We start from the raw sequence: 21332 nt of genomic DNA, 5'->3' as shown, positions 1-21332 counted from the left end.
TCTGTGGATGGCTCTAGTTCTTTGGGGATGTAGGAGCAGTTTGTTTCAAGAACCCTGAATTGATATAATCAATTGCTGTTTGTCTCAAGTAATCAAAGAATTCCTCGGCATCAGAAGCCATTTCTCTGTCTTCCGTGGTGAACATACGCTGATATCCTTCTGGCTCGTCTGATTCAATGTCAATTATATAAATCACTTCATAGGAACCTTCGTCGCGCGTCAACAGATAGACGTTGAAGTTTTTATACTGAAAAGATGGAACATTGTCATCTTCTATCCTCTCGACGTGTTCACCTGTGATTTCTTTCCATTCAGAATCACCATTGTTCCCCTCGTTGCCCTTCTCCGTAACTTCTGCTGTATTGAGATGAATCTCTTCGGGCTGAGGTGTCGAACCAGGAGGCTGCCCTCCTCCCCCTGGGGAGGTTGTAAGAAAATCAATATAACTGACAGCTATTTCTGTCCAGGGTTCATATGTCCCCTCATCGGAACTACTTAGCAGCTCTGAATCACTTACTTGGCGCTGATATGCCTCTACGGGGGATGAGTAAGTATTGATTAGACAAAGCTTTTGCTCCTCTTGGGTTTTCAGAAGGTAGATATCAAAATCTCTGTATTTAAAATCCATCTCATTATTGTTCTCTATCGCCTCGATATTTTGTTCATCTGTGATTTTTTCCCATTTATAGGCTCCACCGGAATCATCAGTTCCTCCTCCCGTAACTTCTGTCATAGAAGTTAAATCCACTGGCTCGACATTATTCACTTCAGGTTTGGGTAAAGGCTCCACGCGTGCCCCTGGGGATGTCATCAGAGAATTAATGTAGTCTTTTGCTGCGTGAAAGCAGTCTTTTTCGTTGTCGGGCAATACCTCACTCTGGAATCTTGTCAAAGTTTCAGGCTGGTACAGGACCACCTGATACTCGTACCCTGAATGCTGAACCAGATGGATTTCAAAACCTTTATATTCAGATTTGAACTCTGACCTATTGTTTTTGACAATCTCCCAAGCATCAGGGCTTATCTCCTTACTCCATGTAATCTCCAGGAGGGGGAGTGAAGACGTCTCAGGGGTCGCATCTAATTCACCTGTATCCCTCTCGTTAACTTTTCCTGAAGGCGTCTCAGGGGTCGCATCTAATTCACCTGTATCCCTCTCGTTAACTTTTCCTGAAGGCGTCTCAGGGGTCGCATCTAATTCACCTGTATCCCTCTCGTTAACTTTTCCTGAAGGCGTCTCAGGGGTCGCATCTAATTCACCAGTGTCCCCCCCCCGCAACTTCTACTGTTTCAATATTATTTTCTAGGGGCACAGTCTCAGGGGTTTTGTAAGTTTTATAAACCAATGGGGATTCTGCCTGTGACTTATTGAGTTCAATGCCTATTCCAAGATTTAGTAGTTGATCAACAGGAGTTTGAGTCAAACCACCAGAAGTTTCAGCAGTTTTTTCCTTCAACTTCTGACAGATAATATCTATCTCAGAGTCTTCGGAGACGACACCTAGCAACATCTGGACGTAGTAGGCTGCTTTTTCCTCCCGCTCACACATTTCAACCAAATATTGGTCGTTTTTCTGCAGTTGGAGGTTGATTTGTTCGGCCTGATTCTTCAGTGTTTCTTGCTCTGTGAGTAAATTGGCGCGTTTTTCTGCAAATAGTTCTAATTTGGTCATTTTTCTGTATGTGGGATAGTTGTACGGTATTTTCAGTGGTATATACTGGCGTTTTGAGCGAGTTGAGTAGTAGCTACTTAGCCAGTAAATTTGGCTAAGTAGCAAAAGATAGCTAAAAGTTAGTTTTAAGCTGCTTCTTCAAAGATGAAGCGTGTAAAATCTACGTCACAGTTGCTCACTTCTTCCTTGGTATAGGAGTCTTTGACTCCGGGGATTGCCCCAGAGAAGGAAGCGACAATAATATTATCACCAGTCTCTAGTGCTTCCTCTCGATCATCATCTATGGAAAAGTTCCCGATTTTTGCTGTTAATATTTTCAGTAAGTGTGAATTACTGTCATCTAACAGCGGAATTACTTCCCGAGAATTTTCTATCATTTGGCTACTTACGCCCGTTGCCACGCGCAAGTTACAATCGTCTGTCATCAATTCCATCGGGAATTCGGCTAGTGCTAGAAATATTTTCATTTGGTTTTCCCTTATTTAAGGTTGACGAGAAGGTTGGGTGTTTTAAATTTTCACACTCTTCTTGAGCTTTTCAAAGACTTGTCCTTCTAAAACACCCATAACAATGTCTCGGTGCTGTGCATGATGATTAAAACCTACCGATGCAAGCACACAAAACTGAGCAGCATTTCTTACTGCCTCTTCAAATTCTGGAGCGGGGAAATTATTGTATTTCTCCCACAATGAAGGGGCAATCGCCTTGAATAGCTCAAAAGCCTTATCACACTCTGCATGGCTATGTTTGATAGCATCTTTTAAGATAGCGATAGGGACGCTAAAGTCTTCTTGCTTCGATAACTCATTTTCCATTTGATACCTCCAAATTGTTTTTTTTTAGGTTGATAAGAAGGTAGGAGCAACACTATGGATACCCCTACAAGAGATAGGCTTCACGAAAAATAGACTGAAAAATCAGAAGTTTTAAAGTAACTTAGCCAGGTTCACGTTAGGAGACAAAAATGTGAGCTGGGTAAGTTCAGAATTTTGTTAGTTCACCTCCTTTGATACTGAGAATTGAGGCCATCTGTTGGCAGCCTCACTAAACGACTCTTCTCCTGGAAGGGGAAAAGCAGCTAGGTGAGACTGCTAATAAATGGAATGTCCATAGCGCGGATGTTGCGCTAATATTTGGCCACCTCGTTTTGCGGTAGGAATGTATGTAGAATTCCTGTGGAAAGAAAATTTACGACGTATGTATTAGGTACGAATCATTTAGTCCACAGTCCTTGCCTTTTAAGCCTCAACCTCTGGCAAGGAACTGTGCTTCGCCCATTTGGCAGGCCACCTCCTACTTGACTTTGCAGTAGCAATTAATTATCTATAGTAGTAATGTAACATAATATTGTCAACAGGGTAGGAGTACAAATTTATCCTATATATTCTTTTGGAGTGAGAAAATACACTCTTAGCCTTTGTTGTATAAGGATTTTTGTGATTTTTTTATTCCTACTGCAAAATTGTGTTATTCTTATAGTAAGAATGCGTGAGATGAAAAAGGTATTGTATCATGGAGCAAAACGAGGAAATTGATAATGACAAGAGCAAGAGTGGGGAATCACCATCATGGGGAGGCCAAACAAAAAATATCTATTGCTTTAACCCCGGTGAGCATCCAATATTTAGAGGAACAGAAGAAAAAGACAGGAGTCAGTCGCTCCGAGGTGGTGGAGCAAATATTGAGGGAACACATACCCCTTTCAGCTTCGAGCAAAGAAATTTCCTTGACCAAGGAAGCCTGCTTGAACTTTTTAAAAAATTAGCCTGCCGTCTGGAACTACTAGAGAAAAAATACGCTAAATATGTGGCAGATCACCGAAGCAGATTGATTTCAAGGCTAAATGAACATGAACAGTTCGCCCTTGATGTTCAACCAGAAATGGAGCAATTGAGAAAAGATATTGATGGAATAACAAGGGTCTTAGGTGCATCAACAATTGAATAGTATAAATCCGGCGATCGCCATGAGGATCGCCGGATTTTTCTTTGCTGAGGCCAAGGAGCATCTGTAAAGATCATAACAGATGTATTGTTGTTTGCCGTTGGAGCGATCGACAGTTTATTATTGGTTAAATCTTTGTTGTATTGAATTAAATTATTATGGGCGAGGCGCTAACAAGACAACCCTGGGAAAAAATAAAGGATGAAGCTAAACAGTACCTCATGCGATATCGTGAATTTGACGAATGGGAGGGGCCGATACAATCTGACGATCCTAAATCCCATGAATGGACAGAGCTTTATGAGGAATCACTGGTGCTAGAGGTGATAGAGGTGCTTGAACCAATTGAACCAATTGATAAGAGGCAATTCTACTGTTTAGGATCTTATAAAGACATTTTGATACCAGCTCTCGTAACAATGCTGCAGCATGGAACGCGCATAGAAGGTCAGCAAACATGGCAAACATTGATGATTCTTGCATTCTCAGATCAGGAGGGCTTTTCCGTCTACGACGAGTATTCTATTAGGCTAATAAGCACAGTGCCAAGCTAATAAATTCGAGACACTCAGGAAAGCGATCGCCTCAAGATAAGTATGATCGTAAAAAAAAAACAGGGTTATTATGAAAAACTCAAAAAGACCGAACAATGAAAAAGAAACTATCGAAGAACGCTTGGAAGCCCTAGAATCTAGAAGAATTGACACTCAACGTCTGAATATTTATCTACAAACTTTAGAGGTACGTCTAGATGCCTTAGAATCTAGAGTACGTCTAGATACCTCAGAATCTAGAGTACGTCTAGATGCCTTAGAATCTAGAGAACCAAAAATCCCTAACGCCCTGATCAGTAGTCTAAATACTATAGATAAACGTCTAGACGTCTTAGAATCAAGGCTATCTAAACTTGTTAAATATAACCGAGAAATGCTGTTTGAGAATCTAACGGAGAGTATCAAACTAAACGTTGATACAGCAAATAAAGTAACCTCTTTGCATCAAGAGTTCGTCAATATCAAAGCTTCCTTGGAGTCTCTAAGCGAAGAACCAGTCCCGCCCCTTGAATAGTCTGTAGTGACAAGTAAGGAATTAGTCGCGATCGTAAATCAAATCAACAAAATTATTATGAGGTAAAGAATTTGGACACTAAACAGACAAGTATAAAACCTTGCCCGATGGGATTAGAATGTTCCTTGACCTGCGACATCGTAGAAGACCATTGCCTAAACTTCCATTTCTGTGAATCACAAACTTCTGCTTGGGAGATGCCCTTTATTAGAAGCAACCTCTGGATAGATGACAGTGGTGCTATTGTCGAAAACTGCCCTCACACAGTCGTTGTCAATCCCTACCTACGCCATCATGATTTTAAGCGAAAGTCGTATGAAAAGAACATGGAAGAAGCAGGTTGGGCTGTAGCGATACCTATCCCAATAAACGGAATGAACGGGGGAATAGAAGTCCAGCTTTATTCAGATGCTTTAGACGCGGAATTCTCTACAGGTGTCATTCCTTGTAGAGAGTCGGAACGCGATGATCTTTATTGCAGCCTCGGCTTCAGTGAGGCTATATACTTGCCATTGCAAGAATTTGAAGGCGAAAGTGGTTTCAAGTTTAAGGCTGTTATGTTGAGTGTTCGCCATAAGGATTGGGCGACTTATGGATGGGCTGAGGCTGAATATTTGCCAGAGGTTGATCCTATTCCCTTTTGATTATCGGGAAGCAATCAAACTTTTATTTTAAAAAAAACCATGATTGAATCATCAAACATTAGCGACGAAGTTACAAAGAGAACTATGGAAACAATAAGAGTTTATGATGCAATAGTAGAAAATGATGTACCACTTCTAGTGGCTGACATTATGAAAGAAACTCAGCTTTCCGAAGTTCAAATAAGCAAAGCTTTGACCATCTTAGAACATCTCAAAATAGTTGGCAACTTAAGCTATCCAGAAAAGCCCGCAATTTATGGCATATCCGCCCGATATGAACAAGACTATTAAATTAGAAAAGTAATCTTTTGAAGAGATAAATATGGTACAGTTAAAGTGATAGGTTGACTTTACAATCCCTACCTGTTCGCCATCAGCATAATAGGAAAACCAACAAAATATCAAATTATGACCACCGAAAACAAGACTGGCTATTTCTATTTGGACTTAATAAATATGGGGAACAAAGTTTTCTTGGAATTTGTTTTCCTGACAGGTGACAAACCAGCAGCAGAACGAGTTTTTATTATCTTGAGTTTAGACTCTGTTCTATGTATGAGCTTATTCCCCTCCCTGAACTCTATGGAAATCATATTAAATGATAAGACTGCTTTGGCTTTTGTGGGAACCATAGGGAGGTTAGAGCTAGAGTATCCCGGCATCTCTATCTCTGGAGAAAATTTCGAGATAGTCACTTTAAGCATGGATAATGTTGCGCCAAGCATTGCGAGAAATCTTTAAACCACTCAGAAAAACGATCGGGAGTATTGATTTAATGTTTGCTATGATGAGCGGTTTTATCTCACTCAAAATCCCTGTATTAGGGAGATTCTATAAGCGCTTTTATATAGAGCGAAACTCTATATTTCCTAACATACCTGCACCTAGGATAGAGCTGTTGGTAAATAACTTAGGTTGGTGAAAAATGGAACAAGAAAATCCGATAATAATATTTCGCATGAAATTTGATGATAATTTTACACCCATTATCAGAATGTCATTAGCGGATATTTTAGAAATGAATGAGATTTTTCAAGCTGAGTGGGATGCTCTAAGTGGTGGTGAACAGTATGATATTTTGATGGAATCAAGTAGAGAAGCATTTTTCAATTTTATCTACTATAGCTTCGAGGAATTAGATGAGGATTAATTATGATTGACAAAAATAAAGCTACCGATAAAAGGATTTATCTTCAAGCACTGGGCAACAGGACTTTTTTAGTCTTCTCCTGGAGATACGATAATTGTCTTCATTATGAATCTATAAATATTGACAGTATTGTCTCTGTAAATATTGATTCAAGTGAAGAAAGATTTCGATTAGATTGGTTTGATATTTCCAGAGTCCCATCTAATTCGTTCCAAGTGTTTTTTGACTCTAATATTTACTCCAATATAAGCTTTGTAAATCATGCAGTAATAGAGGAGAAAAATGATACAGCAAGAACTTTGTGCAGGCTTATATTGGGTGTAGATATTTCTTGAGTTATTGGGCGAATTCGTATATGAAACAAGAAAATCCAACCATAAATGAATAAAATCTGTAAAACCAAGGGAGATATGATTTCCATGGAAGAGAGAAAATCATCAGTAAAAGTTTATTTTTTAGGATTGGCAATTGTTAGAATAGAAGGTCAACCTTTTCTAAAAATCATACTTGAATTAGGCGGAGACAGAAGATTTGTTTATGTCAACTTCAGCAATGTATTAAGTATTTCTAATCATTCAAGTCTTGGCAACAATTCTGTCAAAGTCCAATTTAGCAAAGGCATAATAGATTTAAGACTCTATGAAATGAACGCTGCTGACCAATATGAATTATTCTACACAGGTAAAAATGGGTATTGTTTCCGTAATATTGAAGGAAAATTAGATGATTCAATCAAGAAACTTTTATTTGACGAAACTTGAATAAGGTTATAAGATACATTCAGAAAAGCCTTAATTGATACTACTGATGCAAAAATTTCAACTTTCTTCAGGACTAACAAATATTACTGCTATCTTGACTTGTGAAAAGAATACTTGTTATTCATCAAGGCAAAGATGGGTCTTATCTTTTGAAAATGAAGATATAGAATATACTTCTAGCAATTCTCTAATTGCTCGTGACTATGCAAGGAAAATTTTTAGAGAAAAAGTCTTTCCTCAAAGTTCACGTTGGGATGGTTTAGAAGGAGAGTTCGACCTAACAGAAATTCATTCAAATTCAAGCGATCGCTAATCATGTTTCGGGAGAACTAATGCTCTTAAGACTCAAGATAAAATATCTGATATTTTATTACACATTTTCAACCCACTACTGTGCATGGAAAAACTTAGTTTTTAAGCCTTATAACCATGCTAGTTATTGTAATTTTTGGCATCACTTAGGTAATGAGCCTCCAAAACTACCTCCCAGGGGTGGACCTGATATTGACCAGTTTCACTATCGGTGGCGTTATGAAAAAGCTGACAACTACAGGTGACTCGGAGTCGCCCTCTCTCATGCAATGAAGCCTACGTCAGGAGCAATGGCTATGCAAGATAACAAGCATGAATACTTGAAAATCAATAAAGATAACAGGAAAAACTCATGGAAATATTAAGCAACCCTAGTTGGAAGAAGCAAGGAACAGTAATCAGGGAGAAAATTTCAACATCGGAAGCAATTAAAAAAGCCGGGCTAGATTGGAGCGTAGTCAAGCAGCCACTAAACAGGATTAACGAACAGGGAGAACCAGTCCTGATTAAAGATTCAGTAGCCTTAGTCAGGGAAGATATTGATGAGTTTTTTGGAGTAGCCAGCAAAAATATATCACATACTTCAAAACGAAAAAACTTTCAATTTTCTCGATCCATTTATTGAAAAAAACGAACTATTGATCGATTCAATCGTGCCTTATAGTAACGGAAAACATATTATGATGGCCTGTAAGATAAACAAAGAGCCAGTAGAAGTAATAAAAGGTGACTTAGTTGAATGCTTTCTAGTTGTCAAAAACGAACATTCGGCAAAAGGAGGACTGAAGTTGCAATTTTTAGGAATGAGATTAGTCTGTGATAACGGCATGACTGTCCCAGAAGAATTAGGAAGTATTAGTTTTAGGCATAGTAAAACGCTAGAGTCGAAAATGAGTGAACTCCAGGGATTCTTAGACATAGAGAAAAAAAACTTTCTCTACAGGAATTGACGCTTACTGGAAGATGATAGACTACAACTTGCCTCGATACAAACTTGAGGAATTTTTACAAAAAGTATTTTTGACTCAATTTAAAGCGAAGCAATTTTATTGTTTAAAGAATGGTTTGCCAGAACCTGAAATCTGGGACTTGCGAGTAGTCAAAGAGGTAATTAAGAAGTATTATATTACCTGTGAACAAATGCCTAAAATTGAGGGTACATTATATTCGGCTGTACAAGCAGTCAGTAATTATTATAGCCATACGTCGAACGTACACTCTCAGTTATTTGGAAATGGTTCTTTGGCTATGAGAAATAGCGTTAAGCAGGCGGTTAGCATGATGAGATAATAATTAGAATAAAATCAACTATCTAGTGTAATAACAGATTTTATTGCATCAAAACGCGGACGAAAATGCTTCACACAGAAAAAAAGAAACTAACTACTAACTCAAAAAAACAGGGATTTTATATGAAGAATATGAATAATATTCAAGCAAAAATTTGGCGAAGATTTATCTATTTAAGAGCTTACTCAATAGTCGCTTTCTTCATCTTTGAATGGAACTTTCGCTACTGGAAATCCTTGTTTTCAAAATACGGAGAGAACTATCGCGAAATCTTCTGGAGACATCTAAACTATTCTGTCAGTAGTAAAGTAACTGGTGACTATTATTATTTTTCGATCTACATCGGAGATGACTTCTACCGGAGATCAACAGGTGATTATAGTTTTAGGGATGATGATGATTTTTAAGGAAAATGCTGCATAGATTGTATGGTTTAAGAGGGAAAGATTACGTCAAGGAGTATAAGCGATTATATCAAGAATTGAAGCAGGAAATAACTGCTGACTACATCTCAATAATCAATGAAACTGGTAAATTTACTCCCAAAGATTCAGGCTATCTATGCAACAAATATTCTATCCCGGTTAAGGTGATGGATGATTGGCTACCAGACTATACCTTGGAAATAAGAAATGAGATAGGAACATTTTACCCCTCTGGTTCTTGGGAGAGGTGCCAGGATTCAGGTATTAAAGCTAGAGATATAGGAGTTGTTTGGAAAGAAGAAATGATTGCTTACATTAAAAAAGTACCATTCGAGAAGACTGTTTATTATGAGATGGCAGTGTCGGTAAAATTGATAAATGATACTGAGAACTGGCTCAAAAGAAATTGCATCATCAAATACGCTCATCCCATAGTTATAAAAGATAGATTTATAGGCAAATACTATCTTTTAATGGCTAATAATTCCGAAAGTAAAAAGACATTGGAAAAGAAGGTGGCGCAAGCAGTAAGTCCGTTTTCAACAATAGCAGCCCTAATTGCTAAATCAGAAAGCGTTAATTAAGGATTAGAATTTGGGGACTGTCTGTAATAGCAAACTGATCGAAAAAAAAAGGAGTCAAAATGATTATTTTCATGGCTAGCGAACAATTGCCAGTCTCGTTATTGGAGTCCGATGGAAGTTTAGAAATTCAAACTTTTTCACCTGAAGAATTTATCCATAATTTTCGAGGGAATGAAATTATATTTGTTGATACGTTGCTTAACGAGACACGAAGAATCAAGGAAGTCCTTTCTGAAGATTTTAAATACTTAAAAAGAATTACTTCCGAAGAACCGCCAAAGACAGGAGACAATATTCTTGTTGTTGCCGTTTTTGTGGCACCCTATCCAGGTGGGAATATCTTACCCTATTCAATGTTAAACGTGAATTTTAAAAAGTTTACTTATAAAAAAAAAATACTTATGATTAGCAAAATAGTTGACTTTCTTCGTCTCTTACCACAGCCACAATTTATATCATTTGGGTGCTTGAATCTTTGGGATTCTCTATTTGAGGATTTCATCACATACATCACCTTAGAAGACGATGACTTCTCACCAAACCTATACACCATAAACTTTGTCCATTACAAAAACACATCCCTAACCGTGATTAGCTTGATTAAGTACAAGTCCGGAGTAGAACTATCACACAAAGTTGTTTGGCTGCCATCAGATCAATCCCAGATACCATCGAAAAAATGGAGAGATGCTAGTCAGGAGATTCTGGAGGATCATATCCAGGAGGTTTTTGCTCAAGCTATAGCGGATTTAAATAGAGCAATAGATGATGATCATCTACCTTCGTCGGCCGACGGTATGATTCTGTACATTTTAGAAGTGGGAATTGATAAATACCTTTTACAGCAGAGTGAGAATTGATTTTAAATTGTCAACTATTCACCTGTTAAAAACAGATAAGACCCTAGGATTATCCTGTCTTCTTTTCTATCCATCTCTAGCCAATCTTCCCGACTCAATGAGTCTACATAGGTCTTGTAAAATGCTGCTCTTTTCTCTTCAATAGTAAGTGGCCTTGCACCAAAAGCATCTCTGAAAAAGTCTGTTAACGACATCTTAGTTAAGGCCATATTTAAAGCCATGGCCTCTTTCTTGCCCCTAGAAGCAGCGTATAAAATTAGACGGGCAAAATCATCTATACTGATTAGCTTGCTAGCCTGCTCACCTCCATCAGAAGGTGTTACCACTTCAGAGATAAAATTCGTAAAACCAGCTCTAGTTATTGCTTTAAAGGTGTTACCACTTCTACCAATACTTCTGGATAGCCAATTTTTGTTATAGCCTATAGCTTCTGATGCCGTTGTAATTGACACATAGTAAGTTCCATCTGGAAATTCAAAACCCTCTACTTCAATTCCGGGGCAAAATCTTACAATTGTTCGTTTTGCTTTTGCTGGTTTATTCATGCTAAAATATCTTTGTGAGTTGATAGTTACAGCTTAATTGTTTCCTGTTTTTGTAGTTATTAATAAGCTGCAACTTTTTGTATATTTTAACAACTGATATTGCTAGGCGTCTAGTAGGTAACAGATAGTCTACTAGACGCTTTAGAAGGAAAAATTATTAATTGATTGATATCAATTTCCATTCTTCGTACCACTCGCCAGATGGGCTATCATCTTCATCGTCCCACCAAACTAGGTGACCTTGCAATAGCCAGTAGTCTAATGAATCTATGGTTATATCGAGGAGGTATTTCCAACGAGATTCTGAACCATACCGACAGCAGATCATGCCGACTACTGTTCCTTTGTTGTCGGTGTTTGCGATTTTCACTAGGTCTCCAAATTTGTGTTCTGGCGTGGGGAAGTCGGAGGGGAAGTTTAAGTAGCGGGATTTGGCGGTTCTAACTTGACGTGGTTGTATTGGATGGGGTGCTACAAGCATTAATTTCCAGCTCTCGTACCAGTGGTTACACGGGCTATCATCTTCGTCTAATGCATGGATTAGATGACCTTGAAATCCCCAGTAGTCTAGTGAATCTATGGTTATGTCTAGGAGATATTGCCAACGAGATTCTAAGCCATACCGACAGCAAACCATGCCGACAATTTTTCCTTTGTTGTCGGTGTTTGTTATTTTTACTAGGTCTCCAAATTTATATTGTGGTGCGGGGAAGTTGGGGAGTAAAATTAAGCAGCGGGATTTGGCGCGTCTTACTTGACGTGCTTGGATTGAATGAAGTACCATAATTATTAACCTTTTTAGTTGCTGTCTCAACTTGACAGGCCAGGGAAGGGAAGGTTCTGGACAAACCAACCCAACCCGTTTATAAAAAGCCTTGTACGAGTTGTAATAACGAATTTAACAGCGTGTAGAAAAAATGTCAACTGCTACTGGCTGTGTCGCGACGGTAGAAACGTCCCAGTAGTAATCAGGTAAATAAATATTTAGAGTAAGAGCGATCGCCTCCTGTTTTTACATTAACGATGGGTGGGAGCGATCGCTTTCTGGTTTTGCGTAAACGATAGGTAGGAGCGATCGCTCTTGTCTGCTTCCCTCCCTAGTGAGTATTAACTGCGGGGGGATAAAAAGTTTTACTCAATAATCTCCACCTCATCTCTATAAAAGATTTCCTCCGTTCCATCGTCAAGGCCAACTTTGACTTGATTCTCTGACAGTTCTGCCAGCAAGTCCCCTACCTTATCCTTGTATGATTTGTGTTGCTTGCGAGGCTTGGTAATTTTGACTTGCTGTGGGGCGTGGTGTTTTTCAGTTTGGTTATTTCTCTGGCTGTCAAGCTGTGAATCTGCCTTAATATCTCCATCCAAAACATTCAAGTCTAAAATCTCCCCTGTTTGTTCCCAGAAGGCCACATCCTTTTCAATAAACTGAATAACTCTCTTGGTCATAGAGATTTTGGCCACTACGGCTAACTGTTTAAACTTCAAACGTAATGACTCGTCATCAAAAAAAACTCTAATACTTGGTTTGTCAATTGGCATAGATAGGATACTAAGGCTATTTATGTCTAGTATGCTACGTCTTGCAAAAAACTTCTATATGTTACTTGACATAAATATGCAACCTATGCCAATATATGAGTATGCAAGGTTGCACACCACAGCCTTGCAAGATAACAAAGGGAACGTAGGAGAAAGCCAGAGCGCCCATGAACCGCAGCTAGTACCTTGACTAACTTATTTTAATCTTGAGCGTTTACCCGGTACACAAAAATCAGATAAAACTGAGTACCCCGTAAACACAATCTGACTTCATAATTCAAGGAAAACTGTACAGCGAACTGTATAGCCTCGCCGTACAGGGGATAGATTTTACCTATTACCTTTAGTTGCCCTTGTCATCGTCAAGAGAGATATTTAACCTCTCTAATGTTTCGTGAGTTTCTTTGTACTTACTAAACTCGTGCAAAATACCTTGTTCAACCCAAGGAGTGCATATCGCACTTTGACTTTTTCCAGAAACGTCAGTCAAAAATACTAGGACTTTGTATATATAGTCAGGGATGCTGACTGATATCTGTTTCATTGGCTTTTGACTACCCTTATTGCCTCTTGATATACAAGTATATTCCATGTATTATCTAAGCATAGATAAAAAAAAATACTTATTAGTGAATGGATGAAGCCCAGAAAAACTATAAGTGGTTTTATTTATCTATACCTGGTTTACACCTTAAATATACTTTAAAAATTCCATAAACTCTCGTTTTGAAGCAAGAAACAAAGGGAACGTAGGAGACGTAGCCAGTGTCGCTATCTAAGCACCACAGCTAGTACCTTGACTAACTTATTTCAATCTTGAGCGTTTACCCGGTACACATAAACCAGGTAAAACCGAATACCCCGTAAACACTGTTTTTTGGAGCAAGCAGCAAAGGGAACGTAGGAGAAAGCCAGAGAGCCCATGAACCGCAGCTAGTACCTCCGCTGACTTATTCGCTGAACGTTTACCCGGTAAACATAAATCAGGTAAAACCGAACACCCCATGAACGCAATAAAGCCGGAGGTAATTAACCACAACAAAAAAGGATTAATACCAAAAAACCGAGTCAGAAAAATGTTAAGAGTCAAAACTCGCAAAACATTCATCAAAGACTACAAATTACTAAAGTTAAATCACACTCACTTCACTTGGGGTGAGATTAAGCTCTTGTATGCTCTTCGACTATTCCTAGAGCATGGCAAAAGCGGTGTTTTTGGCAGACAACTCTACCTGAAGTTGTTACAAAAACACTCCCCCCAAGAGATACTCAAATCAATCAACATAGACTTAGAAACCAAATTCAGAGAACTACAAAACCAATGGATTTACAAGACATAGAAAACGTAAACAGTCGGTCATTTTCCCAGAATAAACAACCCGAACCAACCAACACCAACCAAAGCCAACAAGCCACCCAAAAACATCAAAAACCCAAACCAAAAAACAGAACTTCAGCTATCAACAAACTCCAAGAAACAACCAACGGTCGAGCCGACATAATTGTTAAAGCCAAAAAAGCCAGTCAAATCAAAACAGTAACCGCAGGTTACGAGTCCGGATTAGAAGAAGCGCAACTCTATGACTCAGGTAGAAACCAAGGTTTTGTGGACGGCTTAATCATGTCAGAAATCCGGCGAGTAGATAGCATCCAAGAAGAACTACAAAACATCAACCAAGAAGCATTAGACCTTGACGTCAGCGCTATTACAGGAGCCTTTGACCCTGTATCTAAACTATTAGAAACTAAACCAGCAATAGACGTAAAAAAGTATCAGCAAAAATTCTCACTTTTGCCCTACTCAGAAGAATCATAAATCTAGAAAAACAACTAGCAAAAACGGAGAAAAAAACACCAAAACCGCAGTTTTGTGAACACACTTGTTTAGTAACAGGATTCCCATTATTATGATTGAAAAAAAGATATTGGCCGACAAATGTTTAGGCTATTACGGAGCCAGTCAAGAAGTCAATAGTGAATTAGATTACGACGGTTACCCACCAGTAGTTTCTGAAGAAACAAAAGAAGGGATTTATCAAGCAATTGAAAAATCATATCCCCAAATAAAAGGTATGAGCGAACCTGATAAAAAAGCAGTTGCTCGATGGGTGATTAATGAGAGCTGATTCGGATTATCTTTAGCCTTTTAAATCAATCTAAAACCTAGTGCTAGCCTAGTTTTTAGATTTCTGTACAAAATCAAGACTTAACCAACAACTTAGTCAAGCAAAAAAAAGGAAAAATTACACCATGAAACTATCAGTAATTGCCTTTTCAATAGGCTACAAAATAGGCAAAAAACTCAAACAACTATGGGAGGTAATTACTGATGCTTGGTGTAATCCTCCACAACCAGACTATCACATTGCAATAGAACTATTAGCCAGATGATTAACTCTATTGCCACTCTAATTTCTATCCCAGTATTGTGGTTAGTAACCCTTGAATTGATTACCAAATTGAGATGACAAAACCAATAAAATCAAAAGGCTACATCAGAAACAAATTCACTCCCAGAGATGAAAACTTTGTCATGTCTGGCAGTGAAACTAATACCAAACCTAGACGATATATCTGCTGTGGTGAAACCGTCGTCGCCAGACTCAAAACTGAAAAATCAGCCATCAAGCTAGCTCACGATTTAAACACCAGACTACAGGGAATCTCGGATTTATGACTCAAATAATTCCCTGCCGGAACAAAACCAAAAAAAAATTGTCAGAAGCTGTTGATTGGATACTGATTGATTGGCATCGTTGGGTTAATGGTTTGAATCAATTTACTAACAATATTGCTAGTAATTCGACAACAGAAAATTCACCAACCAATGCCGAAGGCGATGTATTAGGAGACCTTTAATTTATGTCAACAGAACAAGATTATCAACAACTTTATCAACAGATTCAAGACCAAATTAAGCAGCAGGAATTAATCTTGCACTTCCTCTACCGAACCCGAATAAAAATCAAATCTCAACTGTTAGAGCAAGCATTAAATAGTGAACGACAGGAGGTAAGTTGAAAATTCACTCACAATACGTCCCGGAATATGTTGATACATTCCTAAGATTTCCTAATGCACCTCCGCATATTAAATATATAAATGACGAACGTTGCAGAAGGAAACATTCAAACCAGTTAAAACTAACTAAAAAAAAGAGTTAAAAATGGTAAAGGTGACAGTTGACATTAGAGATAAATATTGGCTGGCAAAATCTTTAACAGCAATTGAAATATTAGCAACTGAAGATGACACTAATATTGATGATGTAGCGGGTTTAGTCCATACAGCCAAAGATGCTGCCGCTAAATGCAATCCTTGTATACAATGCAATCCTTATATACCTCTAATGGAGGGTGAAATGGCATTCGACGATATTATCGAATCAATTCAAGCCTTAAGAGATAAAGTCAATGAGCTAAAATCAAGCTTGTAGATGAATATATCAAACTAACTAAAATAGGAGTAAAAATGACAGACAATGATATGTTTTTTGGCGGTTCCGAAGTTGGCAATAGAAAATCAGGGGGCAAAACAGCAACCATTTCTACAGGATGTATAACTCCTGACAATGGTGGGTATTCTCATGTTTTCTTAGAAGAAGGAAGCAATGCAGTCAATACTTGGGAAGCTCAAGGTTTAATGTTATCTGAAACAGATGTTTTAGGTAATCAAGAGCTAGCTAAAGAAATGAAGAAACAAGCTGCTTTTGCAGGCAAGAATTACGCTGCTATTAAGTCTATGGCTCAAAGTGAAAGTACAATTGCTAAATTCTGGAGCAAGAGTAAGTTAATCGTGGCCCAAAGTGTTAAGAAGCAATGGGATAGTTTCAACCAAATGTTTTCAGGGATGGACAGACTGTGGGCTGGCTACGATATTGGTAAAACCCGCCGTCAACAACAATTCCAGATGATTGACAGGCAACGTCAAACTACTCTAGGTACTATGAAAAAGAAGCACTCAGAACAGTTGAGTGCACTAAGTTCCAAGATTTAAAAAAATAACCGAAAAATAGGGAGATAAAAATCATGCGGGGCAAAAAAAACAAAAAAGGCAAAAACCGTACACAAATTGGAATTGTAAATTCTACTGATAACTTCATTCAACAAGTCGGAATCATTAATATCAATGACTCTCAGGGTGCGAACCCTGATATTTCTACCGGCAATTCTGGTGACTCAATAGGCATATTAAATGAGCCAGGAGCTATAAATTACGGCACTCAAATAGACATAATGAATTTGGATTAAAACTTAGTTAGAGCGGGGCGGGGATATCTCCCGCTCTTGATATCATGGCAAAACAAAAATTAATCTGGTATTCAAGCTTAGGAGTTTTTAGTAGCTGCCTAAGTATTTTTTTAGCAGAAATAGTGCAGATGTACCCGGCTTTAGCTTTGTTCTACCTAGCTTTGGGGTATATTGCATATAGAATTTTTCAAGGTAATAATCATCCTCAAGCTCGTGATGGAATGGCAGCCAACTTAGGTAGGGGGAGCATAGATTATGGTTGGTGTTTGCTGATAGCATTCACTGGGGTTTTAGTAGGGGGTGGCGCATCATGGATATTATGGGCAGTCCAGTCGCTTTCCTTGTAGGAGGTGTTGGTTGTATGGCGTTCGCTCTCCATCCCCACAGTTCAAATGCTGTGAGTGCTTACTTTGCCGGATGTGGAATAGCGTCTGCGGGCTATGCCATGAAGCGCTCCTACGAACTGCAGGTAGACGGTGCTATCGCCAATACTATGAGAGAATATCACGTTACCAGTACCGCTGCCGAGGCTGAAATCAGAATCAATCAATTGTATGAAGTAGCGTACCCACAGCAGCAAACAATGATGTTGATGCCTCAGAATACTGAACTTGATGTGGATAAATATTTTGAATGGATTAGATTTGTCACAGAATCAGACAAGTACCCTCACGCCATATTGGAGGCTGAAACAGGAGGGGGGAAAAGTACCTTAGCAACAGCATTCGTAAAGTATCTGGGTGGTGTTGCTATTGTTTCGAATCCGCACTATAAACCAGGTGACTTCCAAGAGTTTACTAATTATTGTAAGGGGATGAATTATGGGAGTTGGAAGCAAGACACAATTCCAGAACATTACCTCAAGGATGATAAATCAATGGAAATACTGTTTCAAGATTTCCTTGATGATAATTTGCCTTTTACAGTAAGTTGTGCTCATTTCTTCAAGATCATTCACATAGAAATGAAGCGGCGTTACAAACTGAGAGAAAAAGGTATAGAGAACTATCCATTTATTAACATTATTGCTGACGAATTTAACGAAACTATAGACGAGCTGAAGCAATCAAAATCAACCAAGGATGATGAATGGTTTAAGCCAACATTTAAGCAATGTTTTATCTCCATTCTGAGACAAGCAAGAAAAGTCGGTATTAGACTAATTGGACTGGTTCAAAATGCTGAGTTAGAGGCTTTAGATTTAAAAGGTTTAGGCTCAGTCAGGAAATGTTTCAAGAGAGTCAGACTAGGGGAGATAGCTAAAACTTATAGTAAGAAGATTAACCCCGAAGTTTACTCTTGGTGTCATACTCAAAACTATCCTATTTTAGTAGAAGATACTCCAGCTAAATTACCAATCCCTATCAATATGATGGTTCTGGAATCTGTCAAAGTTGGAGATGATTCTGAGGATAATGAAACTCAAGAAACTAACAATAATTATAATGACAATGAAGCCGACGATTGTAACAATAATTCTGATACTGAGCCTGACAATTATGAGGGTGATTTCCATGATGATTCCGACGAAATGCAAGACAATCTATCGGACAATAAGATTGACTTAACAAAGAAAAAATTACCAACTTTAGAGCAGATTGAGTCGGAAATCTTAGCCTTCTGTATCTTGCAACAGTCCGTTACAGTTAGAGAAGTTCAGACTAAATTCAAAAAGTATAAACTTACTGCTGAAACTATCAAGTCAATCTTTAAAGATTTCGAGACAAAAATACTGGGAACTGTAATAGAGAAGCAAGTGGGAGGTAAGGTTAGTGTTAGATTCACAACCAATGACACATCGGATGTTGCTCCAGGCACAGCAGATGTAGATTAGATGTTACTAACCGATGTTACTTCATGTTTTATGGGATGTTCAGCGATTTTAACAGTCAATAAAATTTTTCTGATAATTCCCAAAATCCTCCAAGGAACTGCAATAGGTAGGCGATCGCCGTGACAGCTAAGTTCCAAAAACTAAAGTTACAAATCAAACTTATTAATTAGGAGAAAAATAGAGGAAAATAGATGGAAAAAACCAACCAAGAAATCAATCATAGCTTGACATCAGAAATAATCAAAAAAACTTTGCCGTTAGTATTGCTTTTCTTGGTGTTAGGCGGTGGTGGTATAGTTGCAGTATTCAGCCAGAAATCTAAGCCGGAAAAAACAATAGAAAAAAATATAAAGCCTGTAGTGAAAAAAGTAGAACAGAAGCAACCGCAATTACCGCCTTATACGTTATTCGTAGAAGGAAACAAAGTCAAATTAAAGTTTCATAGCAATAATTCAAGCATGGAGTTTTCTAACTTGTCCAATGAGCAAAAAGTTTGTTTGGCTAATGGTGGTGGAATTGGTTGTGTTTTACCTGGATATGTGGCACAAACTAAGTCGACAGAAGAGGAGATAAAATCTACGTCTGTGACTAAAAACAAGAAACAAACCTTCCAGATCCCAGAGATAGAAGCTAGTGCAAATACAATAGATAATGTCATGCTTATTAGTGGTGTAGGTTTGGGTTTATTATTCATAGATAACATTAGGAAAAAATGAAAATTATCATGCAAAAAAAAATAATTTTTCAGGTATCGTCTTTGATATGTCGGGCGCTATCTTGCTCTGGAGAAACTTGGTTAAAAATAAATTCAACAAAGATAATTACAACAATTCCTGAGATTATATCTCACACAAGGAATTGACAGATGAAGGGGTGGAAATACACATCCTTAAGACCATACTTTCTGAGCAGTTTTATGAGTGAATGCAGGAACCGATAGAAAAAAAGGAGGCGATCGCTTGTATACGCCCTATTATTATAATGTGTACTTCTGATGGCATCTTAATGGTTATTTAGATGGACTGCAAGGAATTTATTAGACTTGTCGCCAAATAGAGGAAAAAACGTTCAAACTCAGGTAGAGTAATATTTTCAGGATTTTTATTTTTATTGATGGCTATAATCCTTACATATCAAGCGTCTTGAGGATTTTTTAAGTTATAAAGCGACAAGTCTATTCAAGGCACAATGGATAAATTTGCTGAACTAGCATCTGCTGAAATTATGGAATATTCAGAGTTTATGATTAACCAAGCTTTTCTTAGATATGACGATGCAAATGAGACAAATGATTCTTTCCCTATAGCTGTCATTGCTTATATGATGATGAACAGTTCCGCACCCCTGGCAACCTTATTAGATTTCTGTGCAACAATTAACTGCGAATATTACCATGATAATATTCGCTGACTAGTAGTTGAATATTATCATGGTCTCCAGCACCCCCCTAGACAAAACTCAAAATTTTACTAATTTTGGTGAGGCGAGAATTATTTATAATTATAGTAATTCTAAGTCAAACTAACTACAATTGTTACACATGAGCTGTAAAGAAGTTTGGTCGCCCTCAGCTAAAAGCTAAAAAAAAGTAAATGCTGAAAAATATCAAACATATTTTGAGTTTTTGTGTTAGTAATGTTAATACATCTATTAACGGACATATCAATAGATATATTATCAGAAACTTTCCAGAAGGGTAGTTAAAAACATATGAGTCTCTTTCATAATAATGATTAGAGAGAATTTGTTGAAGACAAAAAGGCTGCCTTGTTGTTGTGAAATTATTAGCGAAATAAGCTCAAATACCTCTTTAGTACGATTAAGTGATTCAAACTTTAAATATAAAAGTCGAGTATTTGAATGGAGAAATTTAAGGATAAATGTGCACCTGGGGGCCAGACTCGAAGGTGTAAGATATTGTTCCCTCGTAACTTCCGAAAATGTTACATATATTGATACCAGTCAAAGGTTTCGTCATGTAAAGAGAGCAATATATTGTCAGGTCTTCATCAGTTGTCATTGGCGCATCCGTTGACAGATAAGGAGTTATTAAAGGAAGGTATGATTCCGTACCATAATTATATAGCAGAACGCTGCTATATTTCGCACCGGGTAATAAACCTGATTGAATGTGAAAGGTAAGAAGAGCTGCGAACCCATCCTTGACTGTGTAAATTTGCTGTTTTTCTAGCTCATTTGCTATTGCTTGTGATTCTGATGTCGTTAATTCATCGGCAGGTGCGTCCCGCCTTGTCAGCGCTGATATCCGATGAACCAACAGTAAATTATTAAAGCTAAAGAAAATTGTAAAATCTTCTCCGAAAGGGCGTTTTTCTTTTTCTTTTTGAAATAGTTGGTTACAATTAATTAATTCTATTTTTTGGTCGTTATATTGATTCAATCCTAATCGCAGGTTTCCGGCGATTCTTTCTTCTATCCTGTGTTTTACCATA

The 21332-nt window shown here is 37.9% G+C and carries 39 protein-coding genes; 29 read left to right on the top strand and 10 right to left on the bottom strand.

Annotation, left to right across the window (positions count from 1 at the left end; genetic code table 11):
• Positions 1-13: 13 nt before the first annotated feature.
• From F6K40_RS12720 to F6K40_RS12705, 4 genes are all read right to left on the bottom strand, one after another.
• A complete protein-coding gene (locus F6K40_RS12720) occupies positions 14-1279 on the bottom strand; it encodes a hypothetical protein (RefSeq protein ID WP_293136297.1) in 1266 nt (421 codons plus the stop codon).
• Positions 1257-1673: a hypothetical protein gene (locus F6K40_RS12715; protein WP_293136296.1), complete on the bottom strand. Its 417-nt coding sequence runs from the start codon at positions 1671-1673 to the stop codon at positions 1257-1259. The genes F6K40_RS12720 and F6K40_RS12715 overlap by 23 nt, the downstream gene beginning before the upstream one ends.
• 125 nt (positions 1674-1798) lie before the next feature.
• A complete protein-coding gene (locus tag F6K40_RS12710; protein WP_293136294.1) occupies positions 1799-2101 on the bottom strand; it encodes a hypothetical protein in 303 nt (100 codons plus the stop codon).
• 81 nt (positions 2102-2182) lie between these two features.
• Entirely contained in the window at positions 2183-2488 is a 306-nt protein-coding gene (locus F6K40_RS12705) for a hypothetical protein (RefSeq protein WP_293136291.1), read from the bottom strand.
• A 697-nt stretch (positions 2489-3185) separates the two neighbouring features.
• On the opposite strand from F6K40_RS12705, the gene F6K40_RS41590 reads away from it, so the two are divergent.
• The 15 genes from F6K40_RS41590 to F6K40_RS12630 all read left to right on the top strand — a co-directional run bounded on the left by F6K40_RS41590 (position 3186) and on the right by F6K40_RS12630 (position 10711).
• Complete coding sequence (locus F6K40_RS41590) at positions 3186-3620, top strand: hypothetical protein (protein ID WP_293136288.1); 435 nt, start codon at positions 3186-3188, stop codon at positions 3618-3620.
• Positions 3621-3775: 155 nt separating this feature from the next.
• A complete protein-coding gene (locus tag F6K40_RS12695; protein WP_293136286.1) occupies positions 3776-4171 on the top strand; it encodes a hypothetical protein in 396 nt (131 codons plus the stop codon).
• Positions 4172-4241: 70 nt separating this feature from the next.
• Positions 4242-4685: a hypothetical protein gene (locus F6K40_RS12690; protein WP_293136284.1), complete on the top strand. Its 444-nt coding sequence runs from the start codon at positions 4242-4244 to the stop codon at positions 4683-4685.
• Positions 4686-4756: 71 nt separating this feature from the next.
• A complete protein-coding gene (locus F6K40_RS12685; RefSeq protein ID WP_293136282.1) occupies positions 4757-5329 on the top strand; it encodes a hypothetical protein in 573 nt (190 codons plus the stop codon).
• An 84-nt stretch (positions 5330-5413) separates the two neighbouring features.
• Positions 5414-5620 carry a hypothetical protein gene (locus tag F6K40_RS12680; protein WP_293136280.1) on the top strand — a complete coding sequence of 69 codons (207 nt, stop codon included), beginning with the start codon at positions 5414-5416 and terminating at the stop codon, positions 5618-5620.
• 117 nt (positions 5621-5737) lie between these two features.
• Positions 5738-6070, top strand: a complete 333-nt coding sequence (locus tag F6K40_RS12675) for a hypothetical protein (protein WP_293136278.1) — start codon at positions 5738-5740, stop codon at positions 6068-6070.
• Between the two features lie 184 nt (positions 6071-6254).
• Positions 6255-6479, top strand: coding sequence for a DUF7167 family protein (locus tag F6K40_RS12670; protein WP_293136276.1), 225 nt, complete (start codon positions 6255-6257; stop codon positions 6477-6479).
• 2 nt (positions 6480-6481) lie between these two features.
• Entirely contained in the window at positions 6482-6814 is a 333-nt protein-coding gene (locus F6K40_RS12665; RefSeq protein ID WP_293136274.1) for a hypothetical protein, read from the top strand.
• A gap of 84 nt (positions 6815-6898) precedes the next feature.
• Positions 6899-7240 carry a hypothetical protein gene (locus F6K40_RS12660; RefSeq protein ID WP_293136272.1) on the top strand — a complete coding sequence of 114 codons (342 nt, stop codon included), beginning with the start codon at positions 6899-6901 and terminating at the stop codon, positions 7238-7240.
• A 46-nt stretch (positions 7241-7286) separates the two neighbouring features.
• Positions 7287-7553, top strand: a complete 267-nt coding sequence (locus tag F6K40_RS12655; protein WP_293136270.1) for a hypothetical protein — start codon at positions 7287-7289, stop codon at positions 7551-7553.
• Positions 7554-7904: 351 nt separating this feature from the next.
• Positions 7905-8177, top strand: a complete 273-nt coding sequence (locus F6K40_RS12650; protein ID WP_293136268.1) for a DUF932 domain-containing protein — start codon at positions 7905-7907, stop codon at positions 8175-8177.
• Positions 8122-8502, top strand: coding sequence for a DUF932 domain-containing protein (locus F6K40_RS12645; protein WP_365671248.1), 381 nt, complete (start codon positions 8122-8124; stop codon positions 8500-8502). Before F6K40_RS12650 ends, F6K40_RS12645 begins: the two co-directional genes overlap by 56 nt.
• A gap of 13 nt (positions 8503-8515) precedes the next feature.
• On the top strand, positions 8516-8842 hold the full coding sequence (locus F6K40_RS12640; RefSeq protein ID WP_293136267.1) for a hypothetical protein: 327 nt from the start codon (positions 8516-8518) through the stop codon (positions 8840-8842).
• 412 nt (positions 8843-9254) lie between these two features.
• Positions 9255-9851, top strand: a complete 597-nt coding sequence (locus tag F6K40_RS12635) for a hypothetical protein (protein WP_293136266.1) — start codon at positions 9255-9257, stop codon at positions 9849-9851.
• 59 nt (positions 9852-9910) lie between these two features.
• Positions 9911-10711 (top strand): hypothetical protein, encoded by an 801-nt coding sequence (locus tag F6K40_RS12630; RefSeq protein ID WP_293136264.1) that lies wholly within the window; start codon positions 9911-9913, stop codon positions 10709-10711.
• Positions 10712-10725: 14 nt separating this feature from the next.
• On the opposite strand, the gene F6K40_RS12625 is transcribed toward F6K40_RS12630, so the two are convergent.
• The 4 genes from F6K40_RS12625 to F6K40_RS12610 all read right to left on the bottom strand — a co-directional run bounded on the left by F6K40_RS12625 (position 10726) and on the right by F6K40_RS12610 (position 13339).
• On the bottom strand, positions 10726-11256 hold the full coding sequence (locus F6K40_RS12625; protein WP_293136261.1) for a hypothetical protein: 531 nt from the start codon (positions 11254-11256) through the stop codon (positions 10726-10728).
• 157 nt (positions 11257-11413) lie between these two features.
• Positions 11414-12040: a hypothetical protein gene (locus F6K40_RS12620; RefSeq protein WP_293136258.1), complete on the bottom strand. Its 627-nt coding sequence runs from the start codon at positions 12038-12040 to the stop codon at positions 11414-11416.
• Between the two features lie 347 nt (positions 12041-12387).
• The gene (locus tag F6K40_RS12615) at positions 12388-12795 is read right to left on the bottom strand and encodes a hypothetical protein (protein WP_293136255.1); all 408 of its coding nucleotides are present in this window, start codon (positions 12793-12795) and stop codon (positions 12388-12390) included.
• A gap of 343 nt (positions 12796-13138) precedes the next feature.
• Complete coding sequence (locus tag F6K40_RS12610; RefSeq protein WP_293136252.1) at positions 13139-13339, bottom strand: hypothetical protein; 201 nt, start codon at positions 13337-13339, stop codon at positions 13139-13141.
• Positions 13340-13799: 460 nt separating this feature from the next.
• Between F6K40_RS12610 and F6K40_RS12605 the strand changes: the two genes are divergently transcribed.
• The 12 genes from F6K40_RS12605 to F6K40_RS12550 all read left to right on the top strand — a co-directional run bounded on the left by F6K40_RS12605 (position 13800) and on the right by F6K40_RS12550 (position 18879).
• Entirely contained in the window at positions 13800-14135 is a 336-nt protein-coding gene (locus tag F6K40_RS12605) for a hypothetical protein (protein ID WP_293136249.1), read from the top strand.
• On the top strand, positions 14117-14611 hold the full coding sequence (locus tag F6K40_RS12600; RefSeq protein WP_293136246.1) for a hypothetical protein: 495 nt from the start codon (positions 14117-14119) through the stop codon (positions 14609-14611). Before F6K40_RS12605 ends, F6K40_RS12600 begins: the two co-directional genes overlap by 19 nt.
• A 91-nt stretch (positions 14612-14702) precedes the next feature.
• The gene (locus tag F6K40_RS12595) at positions 14703-14921 is read left to right on the top strand and encodes a hypothetical protein (RefSeq protein ID WP_293136243.1); all 219 of its coding nucleotides are present in this window, start codon (positions 14703-14705) and stop codon (positions 14919-14921) included.
• A gap of 124 nt (positions 14922-15045) precedes the next feature.
• Positions 15046-15186 carry a hypothetical protein gene (locus F6K40_RS12590; RefSeq protein WP_293136240.1) on the top strand — a complete coding sequence of 47 codons (141 nt, stop codon included), beginning with the start codon at positions 15046-15048 and terminating at the stop codon, positions 15184-15186.
• 73 nt (positions 15187-15259) lie between these two features.
• A complete protein-coding gene (locus tag F6K40_RS12585; protein WP_293136237.1) occupies positions 15260-15472 on the top strand; it encodes a hypothetical protein in 213 nt (70 codons plus the stop codon).
• Entirely contained in the window at positions 15469-15654 is a 186-nt protein-coding gene (locus F6K40_RS12580; RefSeq protein WP_293136235.1) for a hypothetical protein, read from the top strand. Before F6K40_RS12585 ends, F6K40_RS12580 begins: the two co-directional genes overlap by 4 nt.
• 3 nt (positions 15655-15657) lie before the next feature.
• Entirely contained in the window at positions 15658-15816 is a 159-nt protein-coding gene (locus F6K40_RS12575; protein ID WP_293136233.1) for a hypothetical protein, read from the top strand.
• Positions 15817-15961: 145 nt separating this feature from the next.
• Positions 15962-16231, top strand: a complete 270-nt coding sequence (locus tag F6K40_RS12570) for a hypothetical protein (protein WP_293136230.1) — start codon at positions 15962-15964, stop codon at positions 16229-16231.
• Between the two features lie 35 nt (positions 16232-16266).
• On the top strand, positions 16267-16791 hold the full coding sequence (locus F6K40_RS12565; RefSeq protein ID WP_293136227.1) for a hypothetical protein: 525 nt from the start codon (positions 16267-16269) through the stop codon (positions 16789-16791).
• Positions 16792-16823: 32 nt separating this feature from the next.
• On the top strand, positions 16824-17045 hold the full coding sequence (locus F6K40_RS12560) for a hypothetical protein (protein WP_293136224.1): 222 nt from the start codon (positions 16824-16826) through the stop codon (positions 17043-17045).
• A gap of 44 nt (positions 17046-17089) precedes the next feature.
• Positions 17090-17392, top strand: coding sequence for a hypothetical protein (locus F6K40_RS12555; protein WP_293136221.1), 303 nt, complete (start codon positions 17090-17092; stop codon positions 17390-17392).
• Positions 17356-18879 carry a hypothetical protein gene (locus F6K40_RS12550; protein WP_293136219.1) on the top strand — a complete coding sequence of 508 codons (1524 nt, stop codon included), beginning with the start codon at positions 17356-17358 and terminating at the stop codon, positions 18877-18879. The genes F6K40_RS12555 and F6K40_RS12550 overlap by 37 nt, the downstream gene beginning before the upstream one ends.
• Here F6K40_RS12550 and F6K40_RS12545 read toward each other — a convergent pair.
• Positions 18876-19016: a hypothetical protein gene (locus F6K40_RS12545; protein WP_293136217.1), complete on the bottom strand. Its 141-nt coding sequence runs from the start codon at positions 19014-19016 to the stop codon at positions 18876-18878. The two genes, F6K40_RS12550 and F6K40_RS12545, sit on opposite strands and share 4 nt — an antisense overlap.
• Positions 19017-19070: 54 nt before the next feature.
• On the opposite strand from F6K40_RS12545, the gene F6K40_RS12540 reads away from it, so the two are divergent.
• Together F6K40_RS12540 and F6K40_RS12535 are read left to right on the top strand one after the other, a co-directional pair.
• On the top strand, positions 19071-19595 hold the full coding sequence (locus F6K40_RS12540; protein WP_293136215.1) for a hypothetical protein: 525 nt from the start codon (positions 19071-19073) through the stop codon (positions 19593-19595).
• A 472-nt stretch (positions 19596-20067) separates the two neighbouring features.
• Entirely contained in the window at positions 20068-20289 is a 222-nt protein-coding gene (locus F6K40_RS12535) for a hypothetical protein (RefSeq protein ID WP_293136213.1), read from the top strand.
• A 460-nt stretch (positions 20290-20749) separates the two neighbouring features.
• Here the strand turns inward: F6K40_RS12535 and F6K40_RS12530 are convergent, their stop codons facing one another.
• Entirely contained in the window at positions 20750-21331 is a 582-nt protein-coding gene (locus F6K40_RS12530; RefSeq protein ID WP_293136211.1) for a hypothetical protein, read from the bottom strand.
• Position 21332 lies beyond the last annotated feature (1 nt).

It is taken from the genome of Okeania sp. SIO3I5 (genome assembly GCF_010672085.1).
Classification (GTDB): Bacteria; Cyanobacteriota; Cyanobacteriia; order Cyanobacteriales; family Microcoleaceae; genus Trichodesmium.
Note: the sequence above shows the minus strand (reverse complement) of the source record. Positions and strands in the feature narration are given on the sequence as shown.